Source organism: Ottowia sp. SB7-C50 (assembly GCF_033110285.1).
Taxonomy (GTDB): domain Bacteria; phylum Pseudomonadota; class Gammaproteobacteria; order Burkholderiales; family Burkholderiaceae_C; genus Ottowia.
Map to the genome: position 1 here is coordinate 41,368 of NZ_CP136995.1, position 16,184 is coordinate 57,551.

Consider the following 16,184-nt stretch of genomic DNA (forward strand, 5'->3'; position numbering starts at 1 on the left):
CCCGCTGCGGCGCGCAGCGATTGGACCGGTCGATACAAGATGATACGACTTGTCGATGACCAATCCATCCTCTGCGCGATGGATTGCGCCGCCGCGCACCACCAAAAATGGTTTCAGCGCTTGCCTGTATTGCGGATTACGCTATAAAACAGATAGCAAATGGCGTCAGTTTGGTGCCACGCCCAAAGCGCGCACGGTGTCGACGTCGAGGTAGCCGTGCACCGGCAGGCCGCGCGCCTGCTGGTAGCGCGCCACGGCGTCCAGCGTGGGCGCGGCCAGCACGCCGTCGGCGGCGGCGGGGCCGAAACCGGCCGCCTGCAGCGCGCGCTGCACGTCGCGGATCTTGTCGGGGTGCGTGTTGGTCTCGCACATGACTTCGCGCCGCTCTTCGCGCGCTTCGGCCACCTTGACCTGCCAGGTCAGCGTCTCGTACTGCGCGGGCACGTCGACCCAGCGCGTGCTGGCGGGCTGGTCGATGACCTGGCGCGTTTCGGTGCGGTAGACGGCGGGCACGACTTCGTCGCGCACGCCGGCGGCGCGCGTCACGACCGGCCGCTGCATCGGCTGCACCAGCGCGGGCACGGCGACCTGGCGCAGGCTGGCGGGCTGGTCCAGCTCGTAGCGGGTGACGGCCTGGTATTCGCCCGGCTCGGGCACGGCGCGGGTAGTTTCGGCGCGCACCAGCACCTGCGTGGGCACGGTCTTGTAGGTGGCGGGCACCAGCACGGTTTCGGTGCGGGCGGGTTGCACTTCGACGCGGCGCTTGATGGTGCGCACCGCCGCCGGCACGTCGACCACGCGCACGCCGGCCGGCTGCTCGGGCACGTAGCGGGTGACATTGCGGTATTCGGCCGGGATGCGCACTTCGCGCACCCAGCTGTCCGGCCCCAGGGCGCGGTCGATCTGCACGCCGGGCTGGCTGGCCACCGCCGCCGCGCGCACCAGCCGCTGGCCGCTGGGCGTGGCCACCAGTTCGCCGCTGGCATCGAACTGGTAGCCCAGCGCGCGGGCGCGCTCGAAGTCCACTTCTTGCCGATAGACGCTGTGGTAGACGGCCGGCACCGGCACCACGCGCTGCGTGGCCTCGCGCAGCACCACCTGGCGCGTGACGTTCCTGTATTCGGCCGGCACGGCGACGTCGCTGGTGGTGGCGGGCGCCTTCAGCACCTTGCGTTGCACGGTCTGGTACTGCGCCGGCACTTCGACCAGGCACCACACGTCGTCTTCAAACTGGCTGTTGTCGGCCGGCGTGGCGCCGATGTCGACGATGCCGCGCGAGGCGCCGCCGCTGGCCGCCGGCACCAGCGTGCGGCCGGCCACGTTGTAGCCCTTGAACTGGCCCGCCGGGTCGACGATGAACCCGCGCAGCGGCACCACCTCGATGGCCTGGCCCACCCAGGCGCGGCCACGCCGCCATTCGCGGTAGGGCTCGCTGATCTTGACCTGCTCGGTGACGATTTCGTACGCGGCCGGCACCTCGACCTTGCGCACCGTGGCCGGGCGCACCTCGACCGGCTCGACCACCGTCTGCATCACGGGCGCCACCGGCTCGACGCGGGTGGTGGCGTCGGCGCGCAGGCGCTGCTCGGCCACCGGGCGCGTGGGCAGGCGCACCGGCACGTACTGCACGACCTCGGGGCGCACCAGCACGCGCTCGACCTCGGTGCGGTAGCGCGTCGGCACGGCTTCGGTGCGGGTGGTGGCGGGGCTGACCTGCACCGTCTCCTCGACCTCCTTGTAGACGGCCGGCACCACGCGCTGCACGGTGTGCTCGGGCACGTCGACCACGCGGCGCATCTCGGTCCGGTACACCGGCGGCAGCACCTCGACGCGGGTGGACGGCGCCTTGGTCTGCAGCTGTTCGGTGGTGGTCCTGAACGTGGGCGCCACCGGTTCGTCGCGCGTGCCGGCGGGGCGCAGCACCACGTTCTCGGTCACGCTGCCCAGCTCGGCCGGCACGGCCACCTGGCGGCGCGTCTCGGGCTGCACCAGCACCTGCTCGGTGACGGCGCGCCAGGTGGCGGGCACCACTTCTTCGCGGCGCGTGGCGGGGGCGATCAGCACCTGCTCGCTGCGCGTTTCAAAGCGCGCCGGATGCAGGATGTTGGCAAAGCACTGGTTGGGCGACGGCTGCGGCGCCACCACCTGCACGGCCACGCTGGGCGCGGGCGGCACGGGGCGCGGCAGATGGCCTGAAAAACCGTTGTCGCACTGCGCCATGGTCACGCGCAGCGGCTGGCCGGCGGCGTCGCTGTACAGGTTGAGCCGCATGTCGGGGCTGAACGGCACCCACTTGCCGACCAGCTCGGGCGTGATGTCCGGGCGGCCCTTGACGTGGCGAATCCCTAAGTCGCACGCGCCGCGCGCGTAGTCGGCGGCACTGTAGCGCAGGCCCGCCGCCTGCGCCGTGGCGCTGGCCAGTTCGCGCAGGGCGATGGTGCGCACCGCGGCTTCGCCCTTCTGGCGCGCCGGCGGCCGCGTGGTGACCGGCTGGTAAAAGCGTGCGCTGCCCGCCTGCACCGCCGCATCGCATTCGGCCGCGCTGTCGTAGCCGACGTTGCCGTGCGCGTCGGTCACCATGCCCGCGTGTGCAGCGCCGGCCAGCAGCAGGCCACCGCCCAGCAATGCGCCGCGGCGCAGGGGACGCGCGCGGTCTGGAGGGGTCAAAGACTTTTTCATGGCAGCAATTTCCTCGCGCTTCGGGCGCCGGCCAGCCGCAAGCGTGCGGCCCATGTACAAATGGTAACCGCTGGTGACTGGCTCGCGTGCGCGGCGCACTCCAGCGGCGGCGTGCGGGAGCGCCGAGCGCCGCCTGCAAACCCGAAAAACTACACTATTGATAGCATCCTGCGCTGGACAGGCCTGCGCTCAGGGCCTAAAAGACGCTTATCTCGCCTGGTGCCCCAGCACATCGATGCGCGCCGGCGGCAGGTTGGCCAGCACGCGTTCGCGCGCCTGCCCGACCAGGCCAGCCGCCTGCCACAGCGACGGCCCGCGCATGGCGTAGGTGAATTGCAGCAGGCGCCCACCGGGCGCCAGCACCTGCGCGCCGGCGTGCAGGATGCGCTGGCGCACCGGCAGCGGGATCGACAGCAGCGGCAGGCCCGACACGATGCAGCGCACCGCCAGCGGCGCACCGCCCTCGCCGCGCGGCCAGGCGGGCGATTCGGCCAGGCGCGGCAGCTCGGCAGCGTCGCCATGCACCACATGCACCTGCGGAAAGCGGCGCGCCAGGTGCGCGGCCAGCGCGGCCGACTGCTCGACCACCACCAGCCGCTGCGGTGCCACGCCGCGCGCCAGCAGCGCGGCGGTGATGACGCCGGTGCCGCCACCCAGCTCCACCACCAGCCCCGGCGCCGCCGGATCGACCCACGACGCCATGCGCTGCGCCAGCCGGGGCGAGCTGGCGCACAGCGCGCCCATGGCCGCCGGCTGGGCCACCAGCTCGCGCAGAAACAGCGATTGCGGCGACCGCGACACCGCCAGGTCCATGGCGCGGCGCACGCGGTCGACGCTGGCACGGGCGGCCCGCACGGCCAGCGCGGGGCCGGCGTTGCCGCCGCCGCCCTGGCGCGCCAGCCGGGCGGCCAGCGTGCGCAGGCCGGGCGGACGCGTGGCTCGTGGATTCTTCAGGCGCATGGTGGGCGGTGGCGGGCGGAAAAAGCCGGCAGCTTAACGGCTGGAAATCCAGCGACCTGAAAAACCCAAATCCGTCATTCCCGCGCAGGCGGGAATCCAGAGACGGCCGCTGCCTGTGCCAGCGTGGATTCCCGCCTGTGCGGGAATGACGAGGACACGCAGCAGCTTCAAGGGCAAGGCTTTCGGATTCATCACGCGGGCGGCGCTTGTTCAGGCGCCGCCGAGGGCGCGCAGCCGCTCGATCAGGCCGTTCAACTCGTCCAGCGAGCCGAACTGGATCGCCACTTCGCCGGTCTGTTCCATGCGCCCGGCGCGCTTGGCGCGCTTTTTCACGCGCACCTCGACCTGCGCTGTCAGCAGGTCGGACAGTTCTTCTTCGACGCGGCGCACGTCGCCCGGCTTGTCGGAGCCGCCCTGCGCCGGCTTGCGCGGCGCCGTCAGGTTGAATTCGGCACCCAGGCGCTTGACCAGCGCCTCGGCCTCGCGCACCGACATCTTGCGTGAGGTGACCTGGTTGGCGGCGGTGATCTGCGCCGCGCCCTCCAGTCCCAGCAGGGCGCGCGCGTGGCCCATGTCGATGTCGCCGGCCATCAGCATGGTCTGCACCGGCTCGGTCAGCTGCAGCAGGCGCAGCAGGTTGCTGGCGGCGCTGCGGCTGCGGCCCACGGCCTGCGCGGCCTGCTCGTGCGTCAGGCCGAATTCGCCGATCAGGCGCTGGATGCCCTGCGCCTCTTCCAGCGGGTTCAGGTCTTCGCGCTGGATGTTCTCGATCAGCGCCATGGCGGCGGCGGCCTCGTCGGGCACGTCGCGCAGCAGCACCGGCACTTCGGTCAGGCCGGCCAGGCGCGCCGCGCGAAAGCGGCGCTCGCCGGCGATGATTTCGTAATTTGCTCCGCTATCAATAGCGCCATCCGCAGCACCAGAGCGCGCAAGGCCCTTGCCGGATGTCAAGCGCCGCACCAGGATGGGCTGCATGATGCCCTGCGACTTGATGCTTTCGGCCAGCTCGTACAGCGCGCCTTCGTCCATGCGCGTGCGCGGCTGGTACTGGCCGGGCCGCAGGTCGGCCAGCGACATCATCATGGGCGTGCCCGCCGGCGTGGCGGCTTGCGCGTCGTCGGCCGCGCCGGGCGACAGGCTGGGGCCGAGCAGCGCGTCAAGGCCGCGCCCCAGGCCCTTGGGTTTCTTGGTGACCATGGCGGATTATTGCCTGCCCGCCATGCCCTGCGGCTTCAGGCGGCCTGCCAGCGCCGCGATCAGCGCGTCGGTGGGCCAGGTCTGCACGCGCGGGCCGAAGCTGGCGATGTTCGTCAGCGTCGCGTTGTGGTGGGCAATGACCTGCTGCGGCGACAGCACCGCGTTGCCGGCCGAGGTGTGCGCGTCCTGCGCCAGCAGCACCGGCCAGCCCAGCGCCAGCGCGCGCCGGCAGGTGGTGTCGACACAGAATTCGGTGTGCATGCCGCACACGATCAGCGTGTCGGCGCCGTGCTGCTGCAGCTGCGCCGCGAGCCCGGTGCGGTGAAAGGCGTCGGGCGTGGTCTTGCGCAGGCGCAGGTCGGCGGGCTGCGCGTGCAGCCCGTCGGCCAGTTGCCAGCCGCGCGTGTTGTGGCGCAGCGTGCCGTCGTCCTCGTGCTGCACCCAGATCACCGGCGCGTCCGCCGCCCGGGCGGCCACCGCCAGCGCGTTGATGCGGTCGATGACGGCCGGGCCATCGAAGGCAGCGTCGGGGCCTTCGCACAGGGCCTGTTGCAGGTCGATGATGAGCAGGGCGGGTTTCATGGCGGTCCTTGAATCGGCGATGCCGAACCATAGCGCGCTAGGAGTCTGCGCGGCAGAAGGAGCGTCGGCTGCAACGCGCGAGAAAACGGTCCATCGCGGCGCTACCTCCGGCACCCATAGCCCAGCTATGGGCTTGTCGGTATCACCACGCTGTCCTCGTTTTTCGCACGTTTCGCTTCGACGCCTTCTGCCGCGCAGACTCCTAGGCGCTCATCGAGTGTGCCGGTGTGCAACTCGAACAGGTGGTTGTCGAAGTCGTGGAAGTACAGCGACTGCCCCTCGCCGGCCACGCGCGGGCGCGGCGGACGGATCTCGGCCCCGATGGCGCGCAGCCGCGCCTCGTACTGCGGCAGTTCGGCCTCGGTGACCGCGAAGGCGACGTGGCGGTAGCTGCGCTCGGCCGGCGGCTCACCGTGCATGGCGACCAGCCACAGGCCGTTCAGGTCGAAGAATTTCTCGCGCGAGAGCGAAAAGTTGCGGCCGGCGCTGTCATACACCTCGCGCGCGCCCAGGCCGTCGCAGAAGAAGCGCGCGGCGCGGTCAAGGTCGCGCACGATGAAGGTCAGGTGGCTGAGCGCGCGGATGCTCATGGCGCCCGAGCCTGCAGCGAGCGCAACAGGTCATGCCCCTCGTACCAGTCGCCCAGGCCGGATTCGGCGTTGATGTGACCGCGCGCGCCCTGGCTGACGAAGTCGCTGCCCCAGTCGGCCGCCAGGCGGCTGGCCGATTCGAGGCTGCCGAAGGGGTCGTCGCTGCTGGCCACGACGATGCTGCGAAACGGCAGGCGCTGGCGCGCGGGCGGCGCCCAGCCGGGAATCTGCTGGCGGTTGTCGTCGCGCTCGATGTCGGGCGGCGCCACCAGCAGCGCACCGGCCACGCGCCCGGCGTGGCGCGAATGCGCGGCCCACCACGCGGTCAGCAGGCAGCCCAGGCTGTGCGCGGCCAGCAGCACCGGGCCGTCCTGCGCCAGCACCACCTCTTCGAGCCGCGCCGTCCAGTCGCCGCGCAGCGGGCGCATCCAGTCGTGCTGCTGCACGCGTTGGTAGCCGTAAAGCTGCTCCCAGCGGCTTTGCCAATGCGCGGGGCCGCTGTTCTGCCAGCCGGGCAGGATCAGGACGGGGCGGTTCATCAGATTCATTGGGTTTTCAGCCTGGTCACGGCGCGGCGCGGCAGGCGCCAGGCGCGTTGCTCCACGCCCTGCCACAGCGCCCAGGCCGCGCCCAGGCTGGCCAGCCAGGCCACGCCCAGGCCCAGCACGGCCGTGCCCGCGCCATGCGGCAGCCAGCGCTCGAACGCGGCGTTGACCAGCAGGCTGACCGGGTAATGCACCAGAAACAGCGCGTACGACACGCTGGCCAGCCACGCCACTGTGCGCGCCGAGCGCAGCGCCGCCAGCCACGCGCGCCCCGGCTGCCACAGCAGCACCAGCGCAACAACCAGTGCCAGCGCCAGCCGGTCGCGCCATTGCAGCCATAGGCCGGCCACGCCCAGCGCCACGATCAGCGCACACCAGCGCACACGCTGCCCGTCGCGCGCGCCCCACGCGGCCAGTACGCCCAACCCATAGGCGCCGATGAAGTACGTGGCCCAGGCGTCGCCGCCCGGCGCGCGGTTGAACAGTGCAATCGACGCCAGCGCCAGCGCCACCAGCAGGCCGACGCTGCCGGCCACGCGCCAGCGGGCAGCCCCGTCAAGGCCCTCGCCACCCGCAGCAGGCTGTCGCCACAGCGCCGCCACGCCGGCCAGCGCGGCCAGCAGCGCAAACAGCTGAAAGTCGATGGCCACGTACCAGACGCCGGCGCTTAGTGCGGGCTGTTCCAGCACGTCCTGCAGCAGGAACAGGTGCGCCAGCAGTTGTGCCACGGTGGGCGCGGCGGGCGTGTCGGCGTCGGCCATGCCCTGCCGCGCCAGCGCCGCGCAGGCCAGCGCCAGGGCCAGCGCGGCCAGGTACAGCGGCATCAACCGCTGCCAGCGCTGGCCCACGCGACGCGGCCAGTCGGTCAGCGTCACGCGCGGCTGGCCGGGTTGGGGCCACAGGCTGCGCGCCGCCAGGTAGCCGGCCATGACCAGAAACACCTGCACCGCCAGCAGCGCGCGCTGGTCGAGCCAGTCCGCCACCAGCGGCAGCGCCTGCCGCGCCCGCGCTGCCAGCGGGCCGTAGTGCACGAGGTGATGCCAGACGATGAGTTGCGACGCCAGCGCCTTGCCCCAGTCGATCCAGGGCTCGGCGCGGCTGGGGTCGGCGGGCGTGTTGCTCATGTTTTTATAGCTGTTAGCGCTTTCACAGCAAGGGCAAGGCCGGCTTTTGACCGAGAATCTCAGTCGCGCATGCCGCGCGCCACCATTTCCTCGGCAAAGGCCAGGAAGGCCTTGCTGCCCTTGGCCGACGGGTCGAACACCACCCCCGGCAAGCCGTAGCTGGGCGCCTCGGCCAGCCGCACGTTGCGCGGGATGAGGGTGTCGAACACCTTGTTGCCGTAGTGCGCCTTGAGCTGGTCGCTGACCTGCTGCTGCAGCGTGATGCGCGGGTCGAACATGACGCGCAGCAGGCCGATCAGGCGCAGGTCGCGGTTCAGGTGCGCGTGCACCTGCTTGATGGTGTTGGCCAGGTCGGCCAGCCCTTCGAGCGCGAAGTATTCGCACTGCATGGGCACGATCACGCCCTGCGCGGCGCACAGGCCGTTGAGCGTCAGCATGCTCAAGGACGGGGGGCAGTCGATCAGCACGAAGTCGTAGTCGGCCTGGACCGGGGCCAGCGCATCCTTCAGGCGGCGCTCGCGGCGTTCTTCGCCCACCAGTTCGACCTCGGCGCCGGCCAGTTCGCGGTTGGCGCCCAGCACGGCGTACGGCGCACCGGCTTCCTTCAGCTTGTCGGGCACGGTGGCGGCTTCGGCGATGCTGGCCGATTCCAGCAGCACGTCGTACACGCTGAGTTCCATGGCGCGCTTGTCCACGCCCGAGCCCATGGTGGCGTTGCCTTGCGGGTCCAGGTCGACCATCAGCACGCGCTGGCCGATCTTGGCCAACCCGGCGGCTAGGTTGACGGTGGTGGTCGTTTTGCCGACGCCGCCTTTCTGGTTGGCGATGCAATAAATTTGGGCCATGTCGCGTAAGTGAGTGCTGACGTGAATAGGATTACTTGCTGATCGCCAGCTTGACGCCGAAGCCGAGCAGGCACGCGCCCGCCAGCTTGCTGAGCATGCCAGACATGCGCGGGCTGGCGCGCACGCGTTCGGCCAGGTAATGCGCCAGCAGCGTGGCAACCAGGCCGTAGAGGAAAGTCAGCACGGCGATGGTCACCGCCATGGCGGCAAAAGTGGCCAGGCCGGGTTGCTGCTTCGGGTCGATGAACAGCGGGAAGAAGGCCATGTAGAACACGATGGCCTTGGGGTTGAGCAGCGTGATGAAGAACGACTGCTTGAAGAAGTGGCGCGGCTTGAGCTGCAGCACCGCGCCCTGCCCCGGCTTGGCCAACAGCATGCGCACGCCCAGATAGGCCAGGTACGCCGCACCCAGCCACTGCACCGCCGTGAACGCCGCCGGGTACGCCTTGAGCAGCGCCGCCACCCCCGCCACCGCGCACCACAGCAGAATCTGGTCGCCCGCAATGATGCCGAAGGTGGACGCCAGCCCGCCGCGCACGCGCCCCTGCGCCGTGCTGGAAATGATGGCCAGGTTGCCCGGCCCCGGAATGGCCAGGAACAGGACGATGGCGGCGACGAAGGCGGGGTAGTCGGTGATGGCGGGCATGGTTCAGCCGTGTTCAAGTGGAGGGCGCGCGGCGCACGGCGAACGACCCGAGGTAGCCGCAGGCGGCTCCGACGATTGTAAGAAGCAAGCCCAGCGGCCACTGTGCCCCCAGGCGTTCTGCGCCCGAGAAAAGGCCGAAAAGCGACACCAGCGTCAAGCAAATCAGCCCGCCGACGCCGGCAGCGATAACCCGCAGCCCCGCGCCCGGCCGCAGGGTCAGAAAACTGAGCGCCGGAAGCATCAGCGTGAGCGCCGCCACCACCCCCACCAGCGTGCCCAAGCTGAGCATCGCCAGCGTCAACGCCACCATCGATGCGGGCCAGACACCAGACTGCATACGCACGAACACGGGCCACAGCAGCGCCAGCACCGGACCGGCCCAGAGGCCGCTGCGCAGGGCCACGCGGAAGGCAGGCGACTGAAAGAAGCGCTCGTTGGCCATGTCAGTGGGGGGGCGCACACGCGCATCCAGATCAGGCAGCGATCGGCATCCAGGTCGGGTACGGTGAGTTGTTCCACGTGAAACACATCGATGGCGGGCGGCAGCGCGGCCATTTCGTCTTCGGGATGCTTGCCCTTCATCGCCGCCCAGACACCACCGTCGGCCAGCGCACCTTGCGACCACGCGGTGAAGTCGCCCAAGGTGGCGAAGGCGCGCGAGGTGATGACGTCGAACTTGTCAACAACCGCCTCCACCCGCCCATGCCGTCCGTGAAGATGGGCCAGCCCCAGCGATCCCGCCGCCTGCTGGATGAACGCGGCCTTCTTGGCGACCGCATCGACACACGTCACCTCAACTTCCGGACAACAGATGGCGATGACGACACCGGGCAAACCACCGCCCGACCCGACGTCGAGCAGGCGGGTCGCCCTGCCTTGGGTGTGGCGGCGCAGCGGCGCGATCACGGCGAGGCTGTCGAGCAGGTGGTGGGTCAGCATCTCGGCCGGGTCGCGCACCGCCGTCAGGTTGTACACCTTGTTCCACTTTCCGAGCAAGTCCAGATGGCCCAGCAACTGCTGGACTTGCGCATCGGTGAGCGACAGACCGAGCGCCTGCGCCCCTGCCACCAGGCGGCCACGCAAGGGGTGCGCGGTCATGCCGGCTCAGCCTGCGGTGCGGAGGCAAATCCCTTGAAGCCGCCCTTCTTCAGGTGGATCAGCAGCAGCGAGATGGCCGCCGGCGTCACCCCACTGATGCGGCCGGCCTGGCCGAGCGTGTCGGGACGGTGCTTTTGCAGCTTTTGCCGCACCTCGATGGACAGAGCCGGGATTTGCAGGTAATCCAGTTCTGGCGGCAGACGCAGGCTTTCGTAATAGGCGGCGCGCTGTACCTCGTCGCGCTGGCGGTCGATGTAGCCGGAATATTTGGCGGCAATTTCCACCTGCTCAATCACGGCGCCGCTCAGATCGCCGAGTGTTTCACGTGAAACATCCGTGCTGGCATGCCTGCCATCGGCCAGACTCATCAGCGTGTCGTAGCTCACTTCCGGCCGGCGCAGCAAGTCAAACAGGTTGTGCTCATGCTCGATGGCCTTGCCCAGTACACGCTCGGACTCCGCCGCCGGCAGGTTGCGCGGGTTCACCCAAGTCGATTTCAGCCGTTCTGTTTCACGTGAAACAGCGTCACGCTTGCGGCTGAACGCGTCCCAGCGCGCGTCGTCCACCAAGCCCAGCGCCCTGCCCGTTTCGGTCAGGCGCATGTCGGCGTTGTCTTCACGCAGTTGCAGGCGGTACTCGGCGCGGCTGGTGAACATCCGGTAGGGCTCGGTCACGCCCTTGGTGATGAGGTCGTCGACCAGCACGCCCAGGTAGGCTTCGTCGCGGCGCGGCAGCCACGATCCACCGAAGTCGTCGGTGCGGCCGTCAAGCTGGCGGCACTGCAGCGCCGCGTTGATGCCGGCGAACAGCCCCTGCGCGGCGGCTTCTTCGTAGCCCGTGGTGCCGTTGACTTGGCCGGCGAAGAACAGGCCCTTCACGTCGCGTGTCTCAAAACTGCTTTTCAGGGCGCGCGGGTCGAAGTAGTCGTATTCGATGGCGTAGCCGGGCCGCAGGATGTGGGCGTTTTCCAAGCCCTTCATCGACCGAACCAGCGCCAGCTGGATGTCAAACGGCAGGCTGGTGGAGATGCCGTTGGGGTACACCTCATGCGTGTCCAGCCCTTCCGGCTCCAGGAAGATCTGGTGGCTTTCCTTGTCGGCAAAGCGGTTGATCTTGTCTTCTACGCTGGGGCAATAGCGCGGCCCCACGCCCTCGATCTTGCCGGTGAACATGGGGCTGCGGTCAAAGCCCGAGCGGATGATCTCGTGAGTGCGCGCATTGGTGTGCGTGACCCAGCACGACACCTGCCGCGGGTGCATGGCGGCCCGCCCCATGAAGCTGAACACGGGCATGTGCGAGTTCTGCCCGCCCGGCATGCCGTCGCCCGGTTGCTCCTCGCAGGCCGAAAAGTCGATGCTGCGCCCGTCGATGCGCGGCGGCGTACCGGTTTTCAAGCGGCCTTGCGGCAGCTTGAGTTCTTTCAGCCGTGCCGAGAGCGACACCGCCGGCGGATCGCCCGCCCGCCCCGCCTGGTAATTGTCCAGCCCCACGTGGATGCGCCCGTCCAGAAACGTGCCCGCCGTCAGCACCACGGTGCGGCCTCGAAATGCGATGCCCACCTGAGTCACGGCACCCACTACGCGCTCGCCCTCAATCATCAGGTCGTCCACCGCCTGCTGGAACAGCCACAGGTTCGGCTGGTTCTCCAGCCGGCGCCGGATGGCGGCCTTGTACAGCACGCGGTCGGCCTGCGCGCGGGTGGCGCGCACGGCCGGACCCTTGCTGCTGTTGAGAATGCGAAACTGAATGCCGCCCTCGTCGGTGGCCAGCGCCATGGCGCCGCCCAGCGCGTCCACCTCCTTCACCAGGTGGCCCTTGCCGATGCCGCCGATGCTGGGGTTGCAGCTCATCGCGCCCAGCGTCTCGATGTTGTGCGTGAGCAGCAGCGTCGCCGCGCCCATGCGCGCGGCGGCCAGGGCAGCCTCGGTGCCGGCGTGGCCGCCGCCGACGACGATGACGTCGAAAGTCTGGGGATACATCATGATGCGTCTGGCTCCCCAATCAGCTCGGTCTTCAGCCCCACCGCGCGCGCCACGGAGGCCTGGCGTCGGTCGGCCGTCACAAACAAATCCACTTGCGCCTGCTGGGCCGTGGCGATGTGCAGCGCATCCATGGCGCGCAAGCGCGCCGACTCCATGGCCGCAATCGCCAGCATCTCAACCGCCGGCCCAAAGGCCTGCGCGGTGAAGCCGCCAAAGTCGCGCTGCACCACGGCGAAGATGCGGGTGTAGTCCGCCAGAGTCAATTGGCCATCGTGGCGCTGCCGGTTCAAGGCCGAGGCAATTTCTGCCTTGCAATGCGGCGCCACCACAATCTCGTCGGCCCCGTCGCTGATGGCCATCACGCGGTCATGGCCGGGCTCGGTGTCGTAGCGCTTGTACAGCGCCGATGTATCAAACAGCACGCGCATCACCAGCCGCTCTCACGTTCTTCAATGATGAGTTGCGCGCCTGTCTTGCCGTCGGGGCGCTGGATATTCAGCGGCTTGAAAGGCTGTTTCCACACCGGCACCGTTGCCTCGTCGGGGGTCGGCTTGACGGGATTCAGCTCCGCCACCGGCTTGCCATGCCGCAGGATGCGCACGGTTTCGCCCTTCTGCACGCGGTCGACCATCTCGGCGGCGCGGGCGCGGAATTCGGTCACGGACACGATCTGCATTTGTACAAACTCCAGAATTTTGTACATTTTAGCCGATTCGGTCCGCGCGTGCTGGCGTAGGTTGCAAGTCTTTCGAATGCTGGCACCATGGGCACGCAACACCAAGGAGACAAAACATGGCCACCCGAGCCCCCGCGGCGCCCGCCGTCGCGCCCAGCCACGCCCTGCCCTCGTACCTGGACCCCAACCACCTCGGCCCGTGGGGCACCTACCTCCAGCAGGTCGATCGCGTCACGCCCTACCTGGGCCCGCTGGCGCGCTGGGTCGAAACGCTCAAGCGCCCCAAGCGCTCACTGATCGTCGACGTGCCGATCGAGCTGGACAACGGCACCATCGCGCACTTCGAGGGCTACCGTGTGCAGCACAACACGTCGCGCGGCCCCGGCAAGGGCGGCGTGCGCTTTCACCAGGCGGTGACGCTGTCGGAGGTGATGGCGCTGGCCGCGTGGATGTCGATCAAGAACGCCGCCGTCAACGTGCCCTACGGCGGCGCCAAGGGCGGCATCCGCGTCGATCCGCGCACCCTGTCCACGGCCGAACTGGAACGCATGACGCGCCGCTACACCAGCGAGATCGGCATCATCATCGGGCCCACCAAGGACATTCCCGCGCCCGACGTCAACACCAACGAAAAGGTGATGGCCTGGATGATGGACACCTATTCCATGAACGAAGGCGCCACCGCCACCGGCGTGGTCACCGGCAAGCCCATCACGCTGGGCGGCTCATTGGGCCGGCGCGAGGCCACCGGCCGCGGCGTGTTCACCGTGGGTTGCGAGGCTGCCAAGCACATCGGGCTGCCTATCGAGGGCGCGCGCGTGGCGGTGCAGGGCTTTGGCAACGTGGGCGGCATCGCCGGCAAGCTGTTTGCCGAGGCCGGCGCGCTGGTGGTGGCGGTGCAGGACCACACCGGCGGCGTGGCCAACGACAAGGGCCTGAACGTGCCCAAGCTGCTGGACCACGTCGCCAAGACGGGCGGCGTGGCCGGTTTCAAGGGCGGCGAAGCATTGAAGGACGGCGAATTCTGGTCAACCAAGTGCGACATCCTGATCCCCGCCGCGCTGGAAGGCCAGATCACCAAGGCCAACGCCGGCAAGATCAAGGCCAGGATGGTGATCGAAGGCGCCAACGGCCCCACCACGCCCGAGGCCGACGACATCCTGCAAGAGCGCGGTGTGCTGGTGGTGCCCGACGTCATCGCCAACGCCGGCGGCGTGACAGTGAGCTACTTTGAATGGGTGCAGGATTTCTCCAGCTTCTTCTGGAGCGAGGACGAGATCAACCAGCGCCTCATCCGCATCATGAAGGAAGCGTTTGACGGCGTGTGGCAGACCGCGCAGCAGCATAAAGTGAGCCTGCGCACAGCCACTTTCATCGTGGCGTGCACGCGCATCCTGACGGCGCGCGACTTGCGGGGCCTGTACCCCTGACCCGGCGTGAAAATGAAAAAGGCCGCTGTCCGGACCGGACGCGGCCTTTTTCCACCGTCATTCCCACGCAGGCGGGAATGACGGCGGGGTCAGGTCATTGGGCGAACCGCCCACTGACCCTTCAGACGCTTACTTGACCGCCCGGCCCACCGCCTTGCCGCCCATCAGCGCCAGCACCAGCATGACCGCAGCCACCACCAGGAACAGCACGAACAGCACCTTGGCGATGCCCGCGGCACCGGCGGCCACGCCACCAAAGCCCAGGAAGCCGGCAATCAACGCGATCACGGCAAAAATAATGGCCCACTTCAGCATGATGAAACTCCTCGAAAAGTTGAAAAAATGGATCGGGGCGCCTGCCGCCCTTGCCGCCTTCCTCGAAAGACGGGCAGGCGTCCCACGCACAACGCAATGATCGTCGCCGCCCCGCGCCGCGCGTGTCCGCCCCACGCACCACGCCCGCGTAGGAAAGGGGGAACGCCCCGCGCCGGAACCTGCGCCGATTGCTATTTTTTATATAGCTGCCTACACAATATGGGCAAGCGCCAGAGCCTGATTTGATCCAAGATTCCGCCCCGCCCGCCTGCCGCCCCGGCTGCGCCGCCTGCTGCATCGCGCCGTCCATCAGCTCGCCCATTCCCGGCATGCCGCTCGGCAAGCCGGCAGGCGTGCCCTGCGTGCAGCTGGACGAAGCCCTGCGCTGCCGCCTGTTCGGCCAGCCCACGCGCCCTGCCGTCTGCGGGCGATTGCAGCCCTCGGCCGACATGTGCGGCCCCGCCGACGACGGCGGCGCCCATGCGCGCCTGTACCTCACGCGACTCGAAGTCGCCACCGCCCCGCGTAAGCTGCCGACACCCATCTGAAGCAGGAGGCCCCATGCAGATCCCGTCCATGAAAGCCCTCGTCACGCCCGAAGAATGGCAGCTGCGCCGCGACCTGGCCGCCTGCTACCGCCTGGTGGCGCTGTACGGCATGAGCGACCTCGTCTTCACCCACATCAGCGCCAAGCTGCCCGCCAGCGTCACCGGCGGCGAGGAGCACTTCCTCATCAACCCCTACGGCCTGCTGTTCGACGAAATCACCGCCTCCAGCCTGGTCAAGGTCGACATGGCGTGCAACAAGCTGCACGACACGCCCTTCCCCGTCAACCCGGCCGGCTTCAACATCCACAGCGCCGTGCACGCCGCGCGGCCCGACGTCACCTGCGTGCTGCACACCCACACCCGCGCCGGCGTCGCCGTCAGCGCCCAAAAGGCCGGCGTGCTGCCCATCAGCCAGCAAAGCACCTTCGTGCTGGCCTCGCTGGCCTACCACGACTACGAAGGCGTCGCCTTCCGCCCCGACGAAGGCCCGCGCCTGCAGTCCGACCTGGGGCGGGCCAACTTCCTCATGCTGCGCAACCACGGCCTGCTGACCTGCGGCGCCACCATTGCCGACGCCTTCCTGGCCATGTACACGTTTGAGAGCGCCTGCCGCATCCAGGTCGACGCGCTGGCCGGCCAGCAGGGCATGGACTCGCTCACCCCCGTCAACCCCGCCATCCTGCATGGCGTCGCAGAAGCCATGCGCGTGCAGACCGGCGGCCTGGGCGGCGCCTTCGTCTGGCCGACCATGCTGCGCCGGCTGGATAGGCTGGATCCGTCGTACCAGGACTGAGCGCGCGCACCACGCGGGTGGATTTTGATACGCTGCGCGTTGCGCGGGCCAGCGATTCGGACCCCATGACACGGCCGCCAACGTCTGCAGGATGGCGCATTGAGCTATGATTTTGATAGCTAACTGCCGCGTCCTGTTGCGCGCTGCCGGCCCATTTGATTCACCTCCACCACC

General features: G+C 69.0%; 18 protein-coding genes and 1 pseudogene. 3 read left to right on the forward strand and 16 right to left on the reverse strand.

Going from position 1 to position 16,184, the window contains the following annotated elements; all coding sequences use genetic code 11:
* Positions 1–165: 165 nt before the first annotated feature.
* The 15 genes and pseudogenes from R0D99_RS00185 to R0D99_RS00255 all read right to left on the reverse strand — a co-directional run bounded on the left by R0D99_RS00185 (position 166) and on the right by R0D99_RS00255 (position 12,924).
* Positions 166–2,679 carry a peptidoglycan-binding domain-containing protein gene (locus R0D99_RS00185; RefSeq protein ID WP_317749420.1) on the reverse strand — a complete coding sequence of 838 codons (2,514 nt, stop codon included), beginning with the start codon at positions 2,677–2,679 and terminating at the stop codon, positions 166–168.
* A 207-nt stretch (positions 2,680–2,886) separates the two neighbouring features.
* Positions 2,887–3,639, reverse strand: a complete 753-nt coding sequence (locus R0D99_RS00190; RefSeq protein WP_317749421.1) for a methyltransferase domain-containing protein — start codon at positions 3,637–3,639, stop codon at positions 2,887–2,889.
* A 33-nt stretch (positions 3,640–3,672) separates the two neighbouring features.
* Positions 3,673–3,831: a hypothetical protein gene (locus R0D99_RS00195; RefSeq protein ID WP_317749422.1), complete on the reverse strand. Its 159-nt coding sequence runs from the start codon at positions 3,829–3,831 to the stop codon at positions 3,673–3,675.
* An 18-nt stretch (positions 3,832–3,849) separates the two neighbouring features.
* Positions 3,850–4,836, reverse strand: coding sequence for a ParB/RepB/Spo0J family partition protein (locus R0D99_RS00200; RefSeq protein WP_317749423.1), 987 nt, complete (start codon positions 4,834–4,836; stop codon positions 3,850–3,852).
* Between the two features lie 6 nt (positions 4,837–4,842).
* Positions 4,843–5,418: a cysteine hydrolase family protein gene (locus R0D99_RS00205; RefSeq protein ID WP_317749424.1), complete on the reverse strand. Its 576-nt coding sequence runs from the start codon at positions 5,416–5,418 to the stop codon at positions 4,843–4,845.
* Positions 5,419–5,543: 125 nt separating this feature from the next.
* Positions 5,544–6,008 carry a FosX/FosE/FosI family fosfomycin resistance hydrolase gene (gene fosX, locus R0D99_RS00210; protein ID WP_317749425.1) on the reverse strand — a complete coding sequence of 155 codons (465 nt, stop codon included), beginning with the start codon at positions 6,006–6,008 and terminating at the stop codon, positions 5,544–5,546.
* Positions 6,005–6,556, reverse strand: a complete 552-nt coding sequence (locus tag R0D99_RS00215) for an RBBP9/YdeN family alpha/beta hydrolase (protein ID WP_416365952.1) — start codon at positions 6,554–6,556, stop codon at positions 6,005–6,007. The genes fosX and R0D99_RS00215 overlap by 4 nt, the downstream gene beginning before the upstream one ends.
* Entirely contained in the window at positions 6,553–7,677 is a 1,125-nt protein-coding gene (locus R0D99_RS00220; RefSeq protein WP_317749427.1) for an acyltransferase family protein, read from the reverse strand. Before R0D99_RS00220 ends, R0D99_RS00215 begins: the two co-directional genes overlap by 4 nt.
* Before the next feature lie 59 nt (positions 7,678–7,736).
* Positions 7,737–8,522: an AAA family ATPase gene (locus tag R0D99_RS00225; RefSeq protein WP_317749428.1), complete on the reverse strand. Its 786-nt coding sequence runs from the start codon at positions 8,520–8,522 to the stop codon at positions 7,737–7,739.
* A 31-nt stretch (positions 8,523–8,553) separates the two neighbouring features.
* Positions 8,554–9,168: a LysE family translocator gene (locus R0D99_RS00230; protein WP_317749429.1), complete on the reverse strand. Its 615-nt coding sequence runs from the start codon at positions 9,166–9,168 to the stop codon at positions 8,554–8,556.
* Between the two features lie 13 nt (positions 9,169–9,181).
* On the reverse strand, positions 9,182–9,478 hold the full coding sequence (locus R0D99_RS00235; protein WP_317749430.1) for a hypothetical protein: 297 nt from the start codon (positions 9,476–9,478) through the stop codon (positions 9,182–9,184).
* Between the two features lie 143 nt (positions 9,479–9,621).
* Positions 9,622–10,266 (reverse strand): annotated as a pseudogene (rsmG, locus tag R0D99_RS00240) (16S rRNA (guanine(527)-N(7))-methyltransferase RsmG); the annotation flags it as partial.
* Positions 10,263–12,248, reverse strand: a complete 1,986-nt coding sequence (gene mnmG / locus R0D99_RS00245) for a tRNA uridine-5-carboxymethylaminomethyl(34) synthesis enzyme MnmG (protein WP_317749431.1) — start codon at positions 12,246–12,248, stop codon at positions 10,263–10,265. The pseudogene rsmG and the gene mnmG, both read right to left, overlap by 4 nt.
* Positions 12,245–12,676, reverse strand: a complete 432-nt coding sequence (locus tag R0D99_RS00250) for a type II toxin-antitoxin system VapC family toxin (RefSeq protein ID WP_317749432.1) — start codon at positions 12,674–12,676, stop codon at positions 12,245–12,247. Before R0D99_RS00250 ends, mnmG begins: the two co-directional genes overlap by 4 nt.
* Positions 12,676–12,924 carry a type II toxin-antitoxin system Phd/YefM family antitoxin gene (locus R0D99_RS00255; protein WP_317749433.1) on the reverse strand — a complete coding sequence of 83 codons (249 nt, stop codon included), beginning with the start codon at positions 12,922–12,924 and terminating at the stop codon, positions 12,676–12,678. Before R0D99_RS00255 ends, R0D99_RS00250 begins: the two co-directional genes overlap by 1 nt.
* Positions 12,925–13,040: 116 nt before the next feature.
* Between R0D99_RS00255 and R0D99_RS00260 the strand changes: the two genes are divergently transcribed.
* Positions 13,041–14,354: a Glu/Leu/Phe/Val dehydrogenase gene (locus R0D99_RS00260; protein ID WP_317749434.1), complete on the forward strand. Its 1,314-nt coding sequence runs from the start codon at positions 13,041–13,043 to the stop codon at positions 14,352–14,354.
* Between the two features lie 129 nt (positions 14,355–14,483).
* Here the strand turns inward: R0D99_RS00260 and R0D99_RS00265 are convergent, their stop codons facing one another.
* A complete protein-coding gene (locus R0D99_RS00265) occupies positions 14,484–14,669 on the reverse strand; it encodes a DUF1328 domain-containing protein (RefSeq protein WP_317749435.1) in 186 nt (61 codons plus the stop codon).
* Between the two features lie 242 nt (positions 14,670–14,911).
* On the opposite strand from R0D99_RS00265, the gene R0D99_RS00270 reads away from it, so the two are divergent.
* Positions 14,912–15,217, forward strand: coding sequence for a YkgJ family cysteine cluster protein (locus R0D99_RS00270; protein WP_317749436.1), 306 nt, complete (start codon positions 14,912–14,914; stop codon positions 15,215–15,217).
* 13 nt (positions 15,218–15,230) lie between these two features.
* Positions 15,231–16,010 (forward strand): class II aldolase/adducin family protein, encoded by a 780-nt coding sequence (locus tag R0D99_RS00275; RefSeq protein ID WP_317749437.1) that lies wholly within the window; start codon positions 15,231–15,233, stop codon positions 16,008–16,010.
* Positions 16,011–16,184 lie beyond the last annotated feature (174 nt).

Coding starts and splice junctions, on each gene's coding strand:
- R0D99_RS00185 (WP_317749420.1), bottom strand. CDS start 2,679: ATGAAAAAGTCTTTGACCCCTCCAGACCGCGCGCGTCCCCTGCGCCGC.
- R0D99_RS00190 (WP_317749421.1), bottom strand. CDS start 3,639: ATGCGCCTGAAGAATCCACGAGCCACGCGTCCGCCCGGCCTGCGCACG.
- R0D99_RS00195 (WP_317749422.1), bottom strand. CDS start 3,831: ATGAATCCGAAAGCCTTGCCCTTGAAGCTGCTGCGTGTCCTCGTCATT.
- R0D99_RS00200 (WP_317749423.1), bottom strand. CDS start 4,836: ATGGTCACCAAGAAACCCAAGGGCCTGGGGCGCGGCCTTGACGCGCTG.
- R0D99_RS00205 (WP_317749424.1), bottom strand. CDS start 5,418: ATGAAACCCGCCCTGCTCATCATCGACCTGCAACAGGCCCTGTGCGAA.
- fosX (WP_317749425.1), bottom strand. CDS start 6,008: ATGAGCATCCGCGCGCTCAGCCACCTGACCTTCATCGTGCGCGACCTT.
- R0D99_RS00215 (WP_416365952.1), bottom strand. CDS start 6,556: ATGAATCTGATGAACCGCCCCGTCCTGATCCTGCCCGGCTGGCAGAAC.
- R0D99_RS00220 (WP_317749427.1), bottom strand. CDS start 7,677: ATGAGCAACACGCCCGCCGACCCCAGCCGCGCCGAGCCCTGGATCGAC.
- R0D99_RS00225 (WP_317749428.1), bottom strand. CDS start 8,522: ATGGCCCAAATTTATTGCATCGCCAACCAGAAAGGCGGCGTCGGCAAA.
- R0D99_RS00230 (WP_317749429.1), bottom strand. CDS start 9,168: ATGCCCGCCATCACCGACTACCCCGCCTTCGTCGCCGCCATCGTCCTG.
- R0D99_RS00235 (WP_317749430.1), bottom strand. CDS start 9,478: ATGGTGGCGTTGACGCTGGCGATGCTCAGCTTGGGCACGCTGGTGGGG.
- mnmG (WP_317749431.1), bottom strand. CDS start 12,248: ATGATGTATCCCCAGACTTTCGACGTCATCGTCGTCGGCGGCGGCCAC.
- R0D99_RS00250 (WP_317749432.1), bottom strand. CDS start 12,676: ATGCGCGTGCTGTTTGATACATCGGCGCTGTACAAGCGCTACGACACC.
- R0D99_RS00255 (WP_317749433.1), bottom strand. CDS start 12,924: ATGCAGATCGTGTCCGTGACCGAATTCCGCGCCCGCGCCGCCGAGATG.
- R0D99_RS00260 (WP_317749434.1), top strand. CDS start 13,041: ATGGCCACCCGAGCCCCCGCGGCGCCCGCCGTCGCGCCCAGCCACGCC.
- R0D99_RS00265 (WP_317749435.1), bottom strand. CDS start 14,669: ATGCTGAAGTGGGCCATTATTTTTGCCGTGATCGCGTTGATTGCCGGC.
- R0D99_RS00275 (WP_317749437.1), top strand. CDS start 15,231: ATGCAGATCCCGTCCATGAAAGCCCTCGTCACGCCCGAAGAATGGCAG.